Here is a 12,545-nt window from a genome sequence, read left to right on the forward strand (position 1 = left end):
AGCACCTTCCTCGCTTTAAAATTTCTAGCTAAAGTTAACTTCTCTATAATCGCGAAAGTCACAGACAATGTCACTAAACCCTTCTGCTTGTTTCACCAAGCTCTCAAACGGCGCAATCCATCTTCCTATTTTTTGTTCTTTTGACCAGATAACATCAATTGATTTTCCAACCGAATCTATGAGGAAGGTGTCTTTTTCAATCTTTTTGTATCCTTGGCAATAACACTCTTTTAAGACTGGTATGTAGTGAGCATTGAGAAGGTAAGCATGCGCTCGACGGGATTCAAACACTTGAAAAAACTGAAGAGAAAGTGTCTGGATCTGCAAATACTTCCCCCCTAGTAAAAAAACATCCCAATCGTCTTCGAACTGATCGAAAAATGTTTTTAGGTAGAGTTCGATATTCAACAAATCGGTTGAGAACTGCGCATCGTCTTCTAAAACAAGCGTCTTATTCCATCCCCTTTCTTGCGCAATTTCTAACGCACGGATATGCCCTAAAAAACATCCAACTCTCCCATTTAATGGTGTATAAACTCCCGGGACTCGCAGTATTTCTACCCGTTTGACCTGAAGTCGATCAAACTCTCGAAGAAGTCTTTCCCTGCGATCGTTTCGGTGATCTAAATTGATGTAAACGATCCCGTCAAGTCTATCTAAACCTAGGTATTCATCCATCCCTATTTAAACCTCAGTTGTGGGCAGTCAATTTCGGATTTCTACCCTTTATAGAGTTCAACTTCAAATGTTTCGCTTCAAGAGCAAGTTGCCAGCCTAAATGTCCATGAAACTGGTGCTTGATGACACTTCTTTCTGTCGGTGGTAGATATTGTTCTGTGGATGCAAAAACATCCATGTCTAAAAGTAAAGTTCTAGGTGAGTTTTGATACTGGTGCATCACTTTGGTGAACTGAATCGGACCACAAATTTCTAAGACATCTCGCATCGTTTGAACTTCAAAATCTCGCGCATGTAAAGCGGAAAAACATTGATCCAAAAGCTCTTTAAATAAGGAATGTTTTGGACGTGCAAGGAGCGCCCATTGGCAAAACACCTCTTCGTATCCATCTTTGCCAGCTGGAGTCATGGGAAACTTTGACGGCTGCAGTTCGTATCCCACCACTAAATCGTATTGAAGCCACTCATCAGGAATCGGTTTAAGAGGAATGGTATCGATGTCCATATACATTCCACCTTGGACATATAAGACTGCATAACGGAAGATATCAGCTAAAACAACACCTAATGGAATTTGGAAAAGCTTGGGATAGTATTCTGGTAAGTTCTCTTTGAAAAATAGGAAAATTTTTTGATCGGAAAAATAGTGAATTTCCCAATCAGAGCAATGGGTTGCCCACCGCTTCATATTCCAGATGTAGAGTTCAGGTGGCTCGTCATGAGCATAGGTGAAATAGAGCTTTTTTGGTATCATCCATACCCCAAATTGAGATGAGAGAGTTTCACCTGCACCATCCACCGATCCTTGCCGTCACATTGATGCGCGATGACACTCCTCTTTGTGAAGGGAAAATGCTCATCTTCGCGACATCCAAAAAAGTCTGCGTCTAAAAAAAGCAATTCTTTTCGCTCCTGGTACGGCAGTGCAACGTCGGTTAAAAGTAAGGGGCCTGCTGTGTTGAGCCCATCAAAAATGCTTTTTGCTTGAAAGTTGAGTCTTTCCAAACGTCGAAAAGCCTCTGCTAACGCTTCTTTAAAGAGGAAGTACCCTGGCTTGGACAGCAACGTCCACTGACATAAAAACTCTTTCTCATTCCAAGGATAACGGTAGGAATCGGGAAATTTTGAAGGTTGATACTCATATCCTATCACCCCATCAAAAGCTAACCATTCCTCAGGAATTGGCTTCAGAGGAACCGTATCAATATCACTGTAAAGCCCACCTTCTGCATATAGGACTGCATAGCGAAAAAAATCTGCAAGCATCGCTCCATAGGGGATCTTGGGCAAGAGAGCGGAGTACTGAGGAAAATGGTTTGCAAAAAGCTCACTAATCTCTTCATCTGAATAAAAGCAGAGCTCCCAGTCCGGGCACATCTTCTGCCAAACTTTCAAGTTCTCTTGATACTTCGAAGGGAGGTCTTTTGTAGCATAAGTAAAGTGCAGTTTTTTCGGAATCATAGCCCTCCACGATTAAGCCGAAGTTGTGGACAGGCAAGGGATAATTTCCAAGTCCATTCTCCATCAAATTGATGCCGAACAAAGCTTCTCTCTGTGAAAGGCAATCCTGCTTCAGGACACCTTGCAAAATAGTCGGTTTCAAGTAAGAGCAACTCAGGGTCGCACCGATATTGATTCACAATGGAGGAAAAGAAAAGAGGACCTGTTGTTTCGAGAACTTGGTTAGGATGATCGATACATCCTCGATTCTTGATAAATTTTTGAAACGCCTGCTCCAATGCTTCTTTAAACAGAGGGTATTTTGGTTTAGAAAGCATCGTCCACTGGCAAAAGACTTCGACTCCCTTTGTTTGAACTTCATATCCGATGACCGAAGAGGCAGAAAGCCACTTTTCAGGTAGAAACTTCAAAGGATATGTATCCATGTCGGTGTACATTCCCCCATGAACATAAAGAACAGCATACCGAAAAAAATCTGCAAGCATTGCGCCGCAAGGGATTTGAGGTAAAATCTCATAATACTGAGGAAAGTGCTCTTTAAATAGCGCATACACCTCTTCGTCAGTATAGAAACAAATTTCCCAATCGTGGCATGCTGAGCGCCAGGCTTCTAGATTCCGTTGGTATCTTTCTGGAAGTTCCTCTGTAGCAAAAGTTAAGTGAAGCTTTTTAGGAATTTGCATCAGATTCCTCTAAATTCACATGCGGCAATAAGACATTCCACTCCCACCCATGGTGTCCATCAAACTGATGCTTGATCACACTCCGTTTGGTTTTCGGGAAATTTTTTGCACTGTCAGTGGCAAAGTAATCGGCATCTAAAATCAAATGGTTCGATGCATTTTGAAAATCATTGACAACTGATGTGAATAAAAGAGGGCCAGAGAGATGGAGGATATCAATTCGTTTCTTGGGCTCAAAGTTTGCAGCCCGAAGCTTTCGAAAAGAGCGATCCAGTGCTTCTTTAAACAAAGGGTTACCTGGAGATGCTAGAAAGGTCCACTGGCAATAAATGGGTTCATATTTCCATTGCTTACTTAAAAGCTCTGGGAACCTGTCAGGTTGATACTCATATCCAATCACGGCATCAAATTTGAGCCACTCATCGGGAATACTTTTAAGAGGGATGGTATCGATATCACTATAAAGACCTCCTTCCTTATAAAGGACAGCATAACGGAAGACATCTGCGAGCATCGCCCCGACTGAGATTTTTTGCAGGTCTTCAGAATACTCTGGAAACTCGCAATCAAAATAAGCCTGGACATCTTCATCCGTATAGTAATAAAGCTCCCACTCGGGACACAAATCGCTCCATTTCGCCAAGTTTGCTTGGTATTTCTCAGGAAGCTCAGGTTTTTTATAAGTAAAATGTAGTTTTTTCGGGACCATATTCTTGTATGTAGAACTTAAATTATTACTTGTCAACTGAGGAAGAATAATTTTAATACATGCATTTAATTGGCATCTTGTTTATATTCTTCGTAACTTAATTAGGTACAGGCAATAAGATGAGCTTAACTGGTTTAACTCCGCAAAGTTATTTACTAGGTACATTGATAAGCGCCGCTTCCCTAAAAGCAGGCGAAGTACTAGCTTCTCAAGAAAAATCTTGGCGCGCTTGTGTGGTTGTCTTTGGGATCTTAGGGATGGGAGGAGTTTTAGCCACGCCCCTATCGAGATGTCTCTCCCAATGGACCGGAACGGTTCTCACTCACACCCAATCATTATTGATCTTTGGCGTCGTTGCCACCTTCAAAGCCATTGGTATTGCTTGCGAGAGATTTCTCTTTTTGAAAGAAGTTTCCGATTATGAAGAAGTGCGCAACCTCTATGATATACAGCTTCGCCCACTTCACACCCACTTTACAGCGCATCCAGACAAATTCCAAAAATTAGACCTGCATATCCAAACCATTTTGAATAAAAGATTCTCTGAGCAGAAGTTTGAACCTATTGCATCTCAAACGTTCTCTGAGATCGGATCAGATTACACAAAAGAAGAACTCGATTTCCTAGCAAGTGGAATGGATTTATCAAAGATTCCCTCTTTGGAAGATCGTCAAAAAATTGTTCTTTTCCTTTATGAAAATAACTCTCCTCCAATCGCCGTAGCCGCACGCGAAGACTTTGACATGCTCCATACTGCTAAGCTGACAGAAGAGACCATTTCAACCCTCTCTCTCGAACAAATTCGATGGATTCGGATGGCTCTACGTAATAGCCGCCCTGTACCACAAGATTCCAAAGCTTTTCAAGCGCTTGTGCAAGCTTTCTTTAATGCCAAGTTACATCCTCCAGAAAATGACCCCCGTTTTTTCTTACAGATTGAAGATCACCTCCATCCCACTTCCTATAACCCACTCCCTGAGGAAGAAAAATACCTAATTCCTTGGCTCAAAAATTATTACGCTTATCAGACAAGTAAATGGATCAAGCTTCCCCTCCAAACACAAATGAATTTGAATGTCTTATTTAGCGGTCAAATTGCCTATTATTACCCCATTCCCAGAGAAAGCGATTTTCCATGGGTAGATAAACATCTTGATTCCTTTCACGATCTTTTCAGTAACAAACCATATTTTTGGCATACCCTTTCTCTACCAGTTCAACACAAGTTTAACGAATCTTTCGAAAAAGCTAAGTTGGATACTTTTGGTCCGATTGAAGAAACTTCAGCCGAAGAGTTCGAGCAAGTGCTCATGCTGTTTACTAAATCACCACTTTTATTTGACGAGTTAACTGAATCTCAGCGCAGAACGATTTGTGAACGAGCTTTTGAAATGTGGCTTCCATTTCAATCTGAATTAATCGGAAAAGACCCATCTGGAAATGACTATTACCGCATGCCTAATGGAGATCTCTGGAGAAAAAAGAAAAATGGAAACGTGGCAATCCAAAAATACGGAACAAATGAATTTCACAAAATGCATACCAGTGGAGATTTGAGAGCTTTTTCCGATCCACATACTCGGTACAGATGGAATGAAGATGGAGTCTCTTACGGAAGACCTTTCAGGCTTATCGAACCTTTCGTAATAACAATGAATACATTGCTCGATGAAAAACAGGCTCAAACTTCGAAGACTCTCGCTCGAGGAGTTTATACCGCTGTTACAGTTCTTACTGTTGGCGCCATCTGGTCTTTTTGTCATATTCTGATGCACGGCCCTGTGATCGACATGCAACAAAATTCATAAATTAACAATTTCTTCATCTTTGTTTTGCAATTGATTTACAAGAGCCAAACAATTTTTTTTATCAAAAGATTTTTTTATTCGAGAAAATTATTCCTTTATTTGCTTATGCTGCTCACTTTGCTAAACACCAGGAGGCAGGCATGAGCACCCCAGATACGAAAAACGATTCTAGCAAACATCTTTGGAATCCTCTTTTAAACTTTGCAACTCTTCCAGTAGCCGGACACTACCTCGGCATAGAAACAATTGGAAAACTTCGTAACTACTCAGTTTTTCAGTGGATTCCGACGGCATCCTTAACGCCGACCGAGTTTGCTGTAGGAGGAGCATTAAACGCTGCAGCTCTTAGTGTTTCTGAATACATCTCAGGAAGAGATGGAGCTGAAATTGACTTTACTCGAATGGTTATCATTACGTTAACACTTGCTACCATGGTTTTTGCCGCGCCACATGTGACAAAAGCAACTTCAAAGTGGACTGGTGTTGTGTTAACAACTGACCAAATGCTTTCAATTGCTGCATTCAACGGTCTTGTTAAGTTGACAACTCTAGCATTCGTTTCTTTCATGAAGTATATGCAAGACAGCTCAATTGCCCCTATTCCGACATCAAATGAAGATGCCCGCAAAATTTCTCAATACCAAACAGCTTATTTCTACGATCTTTTCAAAAAAGAAAGTGCCAAGTGGAATGATCTTCCTCTTTCTATACGTGTTATTTTGAATATGCGCTTCAAAGAAAATGGCTTGGACGAGCAACTCCCATTAAAAGGGTTCAAAGATAAAGTTGGCGAAAAAATGGAAGCAGAAGAGTTGCAATTCCTTCTTGAAAGAACAAAAGGATCAACAGACTTTTCTAATGCAGAACGGAAGCATCTGAATTCTCTTTTCTTTGAGGCAGGACTTCATGAAGGAGTTGTTGTAAGCAAAGACACCATGCCAGAGCAAGTTGGGAAAAATTTAGCAGGATATAAAGCTACAGACTTTGCAACACTTCAAGAACCAACTGTTCGCTGGATTTGCTACTATCTCAGAGTATTTCCCAACCCTGTGGACGCTGATAAAGCAACAGCACTCAGTGACCGCATGTTAGATTTGAAAATTTCTTCTCCAAATCTTGACCTTGTACCTTCTAAAAAACCAACAGCGCCTAAGGATATAGCGCATCTTGCCGAAGATGAAAAATATCTATTGGGATGGTTCTTCGGATATTTCAAACAAAATGCTGCTGAGTTCGATACTCTTTCAATAGATGAGAGAATTGCCTGGAACAACGGTTTTGTGAAGGAATTAGGCAAGCGTGTCCCTTTAACTCTTACAGCTGACGAAGCAAGTAAGTTAAAAGATAGTCATGCTGTTTATTTCTGGCACTTATGCAATGACTACAAAGAATATTCTCACCAGTATTGGACCTCAACGCCAATAGAAGTTCAAAAAGCTCTCAATGCAAAGTTTGATAGTTTAACCTTCGTTACTCGAGCTTTATACCCTCAAACTAAGACAGAAGCTTTAGGTATGTCTGAAACTGAACTTCTCACTCTTCACAGTGAACTTCAAGCTAATGCAACTTATATCACTTACTTAAACAAAGAAGTACAAACTGCACTAGCTTCAAAGTTCACAAGATTAGGTCTTTGGATGCCTTTTGCCCCCAAACCTGCCCCAACTCTCACAGATAAATTCATAGAGAGTTTAACTATGAAAAACATTGTGATCGGTGGAACCGTGTTGGCTGGCTTAGGCTTAACTTGTTATTTTGTTGGTCCACCACTCATTGCAGCACTTGGCGCCATGTTTAAAGGGACAAACCCAGGAAATAATGACTGCACTGTCACATTAGAGTCTGGAAAATCTCACACGCTTGGCGAAAAAGATGTTGTGTGCTTTGAACCTAATACAGGTCTGCAAAAACTAACAGCAGCTAATGCCTCTGACTATCCAAACGGCGTGCTTGCGATAGGAGATAAAGTTGATTTAACAGCTCATAATACTCTTTGCATTGGCGAGCATTGTGAAACATCGCTAACGCCAATTGTAGGAGGAAGTGCTCCATATAACGTAACTCTTACTCCTTATACAGAAGAGTTTCCAGATCTTTTGGCAAACACTCCTCTCGTGTTAGGTGAAAGAGGAATCAATGTGTTGCACCAAGGTCAAAACGTCACTATCTCTGATGGAATGACAGTGGGCGACTACACTTTCGCTAATGGCAATGTTATCAGCATCAACCAAGATGGTCATATCTGTGTTGGAACTGCAACAGAAGCTTGTGTAAAAACTTTCACGACTGATGGGGTAACTCTTACTCCTTACATTCCACAACCTGTTGTGACAACCGTTTCTTTGACAAGTGGCTCTCCCGTCACTTTAGATGACAATGTCTTAGTTAAAGTTTCTCATGACAGTAAAGAGTTCACAATCTCTCTTGGAGAGACTCATGGTGATCACACTTTCGTTAAAGGCGATGTTGTCAGCATCAACCAAGATGGTCGTATCTGTGTTGGGACTGAAACAGAACTTTGTGGAAAAGTTTTCACGACTGATGGAATAACTCTTTCTCCTTATACTCCACCACCTGTTGTGACAACCGCTTCTTTAACAAGTGACTCTCCTGTCACTTTAGATGACAATGTCTTAGTTAAAGTTTCTCATGACAGTAAAGAGTTCACAATCTCTCTTGGAGAGACTCATGGTGATTATACTTTCGCTAAAGGCGATGTTGTCAGCATCAACCAAGATGGTCGCATCTGTGTTGGAACTAAAGATCAACCTTGCGAAAAAGTTTTCACGACTGATGGGGCAACTCTTACTCCTTACACTCCGCCACCTGCTATGACAACCGTTTCTTTAACAAGCGGCTCTCCTGTCACTTTAGATGACAATGTCTTAGTTAAAGTTTCTCATGACAGTAAAGAGTTCACAATCTCTCTTGGAAACTCTCATGGTGGTCACACTTTCGCTAAAGGTGATGTTGTCAGCATCAACCAAGAGGGTCGCATCTGTGTTGGGACTGAAACAGAACCTTGCGAAAAAGTTTTCACGACTGATGGAGTAACTCTTTCTCCTTATACTCATACTAAGGATGGTAGCGCAGGATCTCCAAGTCCTGAAGTTCCTAAGACTAGTAAAAAGAAACAAAAACCTAATGGTTAACCGATAACAAGGGTTTTAACCTTAAAGCTCAAAAGCGGAAGTGTACACTTCCGCTTTTTTTTGATTGGATCTATTTCGTTCTACATGCAAATAGGGCGAAGTTTGTACTCTGCGGCATTAGAATGCGTAAATAAGCTCGATTTCGTATTGCTTATATGAAAAGGCTGGACCAATCGCGGTCGTGTAATTCACCGACTGACGCCAAGCTTGGTACACTGTAATGTTATTGGTTAGATTGTAAAGCAGCTCGACAGAAAGCCCTTTATAGTTCCCAGCGCCGACAGCTGTCTTAACAGTGGTCGCGTCTCCTTCTCCTTTAGAGCGTCTCGAATAAAGACCTACCTTTGCCGCATTGCCTCGACCGATTCCTGAACCGTCAAAATCTGGAATCGCTTGAGCTTGGACCCACTGATAGTTGATATCAAGCGACCAATCCCACTGTTTACGCAACTCCCCAATCGAGAAACCGACATACCAAGCAAAGGCTTGCTTCATGTTGTCTGTCATTTCATGGGGACGAGCTGCCGTATTGAAAAGACCTGCAGCATAAACTGTCGTGATTTTTTTCCAGAGCCAGTCGGGAACAAATTTATAACCTAGGGTGAGTTGAAGATTGCGAAAATCAAACGCCAAATTGCGCAAACGATCCGCTGTTTTCTTCGTATCCCAGTCAATAAAGGAGAGCTTTGAATAGAGGCCTGTTCCACCGATATTAAGCAACCCAAGTTCTCCGACATAGGCATATTGATCAATCCAGTCATTTACGAGAAATGGGCCCCCATGAAAGTATAAGTCTCCGATCGATTGCAAGGCATGATCGTATTTAAAGAGAATTCCATCCATGAACGATCCGAATTGAATCTTTGAATCGAAAGTATAGTTTAATAAGCGACGTCCAAATTCAAGATCCATGGTGTAAAGATCAGCATTAACAATGCGCCCTCCAAAAAAGGCACGCTCGAGCGACAGCCTATTAAACGTCCCACTAACAGTTCCGGCATCATTGTCAAACTCGATCTTTACTGCTGCCCACGTGCGATCAGTGCGATAGTCCAGCATCAGGTTCACTTCAATGTCCCATGCCCGCATAGCCGTTCCAGTGACTGCTCCCCCATGGCCACGCTGTTTGATGCCGTTTTTCTTTTCATTTGTCGATTGAAGCTCGGTTCGAACTTCCCCGCTAATGGAGAGGTTTCCGCCCCGTTCTTTAACGGTGACTTGACGTTTTGTGTTGATCCAATCCCTAAGGGCTTCGATATCCCGTTGCTCTAAGCCGGGCGAGCCATCATCATCCTGAGCATGGAGGGGAAGTGACCCAAAGGTCAAAAAAAGTGATGTTAGAGCTAGTGTTTTCCAAGTTTTCATGTGCAAATTGGGGTAACATTGATTCAGACGGAGGGGAGATTCTATAGGAAAGTACAATAAAGAGCAATGTTACTTAAACAATAGCCAACGAGGAGCATGGTCTTCGGTGTAATCTGTGACCCGCTCGGAAATGATTTGCTCTATGCGTGGGAGCAATTCTCGCGCTTTAGCTCGTCCTTGCTCGTAAATTTCTAGATTCTGCTCATCACTGAACATTCCAAAACCTTGGAAATTCATCTGAAGAAGAATGTCCGCTTCTCGGGCTGCTTCTTTAGACAATTGGCGGTAGGAGATCTCTAACCCCCGCTTTACAATCCCAAAGAAATGGACGATTTCGGTGTCGCTGAGCCTTTCTCCGACATCGACGGCAATGATTACTTGAGCACCATACTTCTTCGCAACACGAACAGGAACCGGATCTATGGCTCCTCCATCGACCAAAAATCGGCCAAGATAGGAAACAGGTTTGAAAACTCCAGGAACTGCTGAAGAAGCGCAAAGTGCAGGAACAAGGGGTCCTGCTCCTAGCTCGAGAAGCTCTCCAGTATGCAAATCGGTCGCAACAACAACTAGGGGGATCTTGAGCCCATCAAAAGAATGTGCATGGAGATTTTCTTGTAAAAAAGCCTTGAGAGAATTTCCTTTCACCACTCCAAAACGAGAAGAAAACAAAGAAAAATCGAGCAGATCTTTCCTTTTCAGATTGAGAAGAAGCTCTTCTAAGCGGTCGATATCAGGGTCATCAGCGTAAAGTGCGCCAATTAAAGCTCCTGCGCTGCATCCTACAATTAAGTCAGGATGAATTCCTGCTTCTTCAAGCTCCCGAATCACACCAACATGAGCTAATCCTTTGGAGCCACCTCCACCTAAAACTAATGCGATTTTGGGAGGTGCTTCAGGAGGATCGAACGAAGGAATCGGCTCGAGTTCGCCTCTAGCCAATGTATGACGATGACAAGCAGACAAGGTAAAAACGGCTAGTAGGAGGCCTATGCCGAGTAGCAGCTTTTTCATATGCGGAGATTATACTAGAACTTCACTTCGCCGGCAAGAGTTAGAGCTTGCTCATCGATGAGCCGAGCTTCTACTGTGGCAGAAAACCGATTGAAGTTAGAGAGTGAGCAACCAAGAGCAAGCCCAAACTTGCGCCGATTCTTCATATTAAAGTGGCGCGTTTCAGGCAAAAAACCGGTAGGTAAATGCTTAATGCGGCTAGTGGCATTCGAATACCTAACGGCGAGATAGGGAAAAAAGATTCCTACTTCGTAAGAGGCTCCTGCACCAAACTGCCACTCATGGAAGTTTAATTTTGAACCAGGACGAGGCTGAACAGGTACGCCGTTTGTCGTCATCCAACGCAAAGTCGGTTGTGCACGCCCATATTTGAAATCTGCTCCAAGAGAAAGGTTACCCCAACTATAGATGATTCCTCTCAGGCCAACACCCCAGGCAAACTGGTTGTGAGTTTCATACTCATTGCGCACACCCGGCAGCGGAATATGCGCGACCGTAAAGCGTGCGGCTCCAGCAGAGCCGTAAAGCTCGATACGATTGATTAAGTTGAATGTCAACACCCCTTGATCGGCAATGTAAGAAAACTCATTCATCCGCCCCGAAAACTTGCTCACAGCTTTCATATCCCGATCAAAATCCCAATCGCGTTGATAACCTGCTTTCACACTCAAATAGTTTTCTTTGGAGAAGAAAAACCCTTCTTCAATGAGTGCAGGAGCACTTGGATTGCCGTTATACAATGCAAAAAGCGTCGGGGTGAGTAAAAAAAACCAAATAAATAAAAGTTTTTTCATACTTGTGGATTTTAAGAAAATGCAACTGATTTTGCAACGTCAAAAACGAAGATCCGCAGAACCTGTTAAAGCCATTTCCCCAATTAGTCGGGTTTCTATGTTGAAATTGACCGCTTGACCGCTCGTCATGCCTAACCCAAAAAGGAGGACAAATGGATTGCGGTTTTTAATTTTTTCATCGCGAAAAGAATAAACTGATGTGTTTGGAATGCTGCGCAAATAGCTGTGTTGTGAAGCATAAGCCAAGCCTATGTAAGGAATCATGTTTCCAATTTCACGTGAAAAACTTCCTCCAACTTGCCACTCATGGTAATGCATGTTTGCACTCTTCGGATTTTGAGGAATGCCATTGACGATGAGACGGTCTATTTTAAGATGAGACGCATTATAACGGGCGTTAATGCCCATGATCACTTCTTCCCAATAAACTAAAACGACCCGTCCACCAACTCCCCAAATGAGTTGACTATCTGTTTCATATTCGACTCGGATATTTCGAACTGGCCGTTGAGCCATGTCAATTTTCATCGCACCAAGTAAACCATACACTTCAAACCGATCAATAATGTTAAAGGTTAACACTCCAAACTGCTTCAATGATTGATACTGATCGAAAAGATCTTTGATACTAGACTTCCGCTTTTTGATTTTGATTCGCTTGGAAAAGGTTCCATCAAGCTCGTAACCGACTTTGATTCCCCACCAGTCATCTCCAGTGGCCCATAACCCTCGCTCTGGCATATCGGGGAAAGAGGGGTTACCATTGTAAAGAGCGCACAGAGGGGACGAAAGCAAAATAAAACAAATAAGTCTTCTTAGCATAACCGCTAAGTATTGGAAATCTCAGCGATTTGATCAAGAAAGAGTTGAATTAAAAATTA

The 12,545-nt window shown here is 42.3% G+C and carries 11 protein-coding genes; 2 read left to right on the top strand and 9 right to left on the bottom strand.

Annotated features, from left to right (window positions below; translation table 11 throughout):
• Nucleotides 1–24 precede the first annotated feature (24 nt).
• The 5 genes from SNE_RS00805 to SNE_RS00825 are packed head-to-tail and all read right to left on the bottom strand — an operon-like array spanning nt 25 to nt 3,531.
• On the bottom strand, nt 25–678 hold the full coding sequence (locus SNE_RS00805) for a glycosyltransferase family 25 protein (protein WP_013942377.1): 654 nt from the start codon (nt 676–678) through the stop codon (nt 25–27).
• Between the two features lie 13 nt (nt 679–691).
• Nucleotides 692–1,432, bottom strand: a complete 741-nt coding sequence (locus SNE_RS12090) for a glycosyltransferase family 32 protein (protein WP_013942378.1) — start codon at nt 1,430–1,432, stop codon at nt 692–694.
• Entirely contained in the window at nt 1,429–2,139 is a 711-nt protein-coding gene (locus SNE_RS12095) for a glycosyltransferase family 32 protein (RefSeq protein ID WP_013942379.1), read from the bottom strand. Before SNE_RS12095 ends, SNE_RS12090 begins: the two co-directional genes overlap by 4 nt.
• Entirely contained in the window at nt 2,136–2,822 is a 687-nt protein-coding gene (locus SNE_RS00820) for a glycosyltransferase family 32 protein (RefSeq protein ID WP_013942380.1), read from the bottom strand. Before SNE_RS00820 ends, SNE_RS12095 begins: the two co-directional genes overlap by 4 nt.
• Nucleotides 2,809–3,531, bottom strand: a complete 723-nt coding sequence (locus SNE_RS00825; protein WP_013942381.1) for a glycosyltransferase family 32 protein — start codon at nt 3,529–3,531, stop codon at nt 2,809–2,811. The genes SNE_RS00820 and SNE_RS00825 overlap by 14 nt, the downstream gene beginning before the upstream one ends.
• Nucleotides 3,532–3,650: 119 nt before the next feature.
• On the opposite strand from SNE_RS00825, the gene SNE_RS00830 reads away from it, so the two are divergent.
• Nucleotides 3,651–5,339, top strand: coding sequence for a hypothetical protein (locus SNE_RS00830; protein ID WP_013942382.1), 1,689 nt, complete (start codon nt 3,651–3,653; stop codon nt 5,337–5,339).
• Nucleotides 5,340–5,479: 140 nt separating this feature from the next.
• Entirely contained in the window at nt 5,480–8,491 is a 3,012-nt protein-coding gene (locus SNE_RS00835) for a hypothetical protein (protein ID WP_013942383.1), read from the top strand.
• A 117-nt stretch (nt 8,492–8,608) separates the two neighbouring features.
• Here SNE_RS00835 and SNE_RS00840 read toward each other — a convergent pair whose 3' ends face one another.
• The 4 genes from SNE_RS00840 to SNE_RS00855 form a co-directional block, all read right to left on the bottom strand.
• Nucleotides 8,609–9,856: a hypothetical protein gene (locus tag SNE_RS00840; RefSeq protein WP_013942384.1), complete on the bottom strand. Its 1,248-nt coding sequence runs from the start codon at nt 9,854–9,856 to the stop codon at nt 8,609–8,611.
• Nucleotides 9,857–9,925: 69 nt separating this feature from the next.
• Entirely contained in the window at nt 9,926–10,870 is a 945-nt protein-coding gene (locus tag SNE_RS00845) for a patatin-like phospholipase family protein (protein ID WP_013942385.1), read from the bottom strand.
• Nucleotides 10,871–10,884: 14 nt separating this feature from the next.
• Nucleotides 10,885–11,664, bottom strand: coding sequence for a major outer membrane protein (locus SNE_RS00850; RefSeq protein ID WP_013942386.1), 780 nt, complete (start codon nt 11,662–11,664; stop codon nt 10,885–10,887).
• Nucleotides 11,665–11,703: 39 nt separating this feature from the next.
• Nucleotides 11,704–12,486: a hypothetical protein gene (locus SNE_RS00855; RefSeq protein ID WP_041418656.1), complete on the bottom strand. Its 783-nt coding sequence runs from the start codon at nt 12,484–12,486 to the stop codon at nt 11,704–11,706.
• Nucleotides 12,487–12,545: the final 59 nt, after the last annotated feature.

The sequence above is a fragment of the Simkania negevensis Z genome (assembly GCF_000237205.1).
In the GTDB taxonomy this organism is placed as follows: domain Bacteria; phylum Chlamydiota; class Chlamydiia; order Chlamydiales; family Simkaniaceae; genus Simkania; species Simkania negevensis.

Bases quoted from the DNA above. Each gene is read 5' to 3' on its own strand.
- SNE_RS00805 (WP_013942377.1), bottom strand. From the start codon at position 678: ATGGATGAATACCTAGGTTTAGATAGACTTGACGGGATCGTTTACATC.
- SNE_RS12090 (WP_013942378.1), bottom strand. From the start codon at position 1,432: ATGATACCAAAAAAGCTCTATTTCACCTATGCTCATGACGAGCCACCT.
- SNE_RS12095 (WP_013942379.1), bottom strand. From the start codon at position 2,139: ATGATTCCGAAAAAACTGCACTTTACTTATGCTACAAAAGACCTCCCT.
- SNE_RS00820 (WP_013942380.1), bottom strand. From the start codon at position 2,822: ATGCAAATTCCTAAAAAGCTTCACTTAACTTTTGCTACAGAGGAACTT.
- SNE_RS00825 (WP_013942381.1), bottom strand. From the start codon at position 3,531: ATGGTCCCGAAAAAACTACATTTTACTTATAAAAAACCTGAGCTTCCT.
- SNE_RS00830 (WP_013942382.1), top strand. From the start codon at position 3,651: ATGAGCTTAACTGGTTTAACTCCGCAAAGTTATTTACTAGGTACATTG.
- SNE_RS00835 (WP_013942383.1), top strand. From the start codon at position 5,480: ATGAGCACCCCAGATACGAAAAACGATTCTAGCAAACATCTTTGGAAT.
- SNE_RS00840 (WP_013942384.1), bottom strand. From the start codon at position 9,856: ATGAAAACTTGGAAAACACTAGCTCTAACATCACTTTTTTTGACCTTT.
- SNE_RS00845 (WP_013942385.1), bottom strand. From the start codon at position 10,870: ATGAAAAAGCTGCTACTCGGCATAGGCCTCCTACTAGCCGTTTTTACC.
- SNE_RS00850 (WP_013942386.1), bottom strand. From the start codon at position 11,664: ATGAAAAAACTTTTATTTATTTGGTTTTTTTTACTCACCCCGACGCTT.
- SNE_RS00855 (WP_041418656.1), bottom strand. From the start codon at position 12,486: ATGCTAAGAAGACTTATTTGTTTTATTTTGCTTTCGTCCCCTCTGTGC.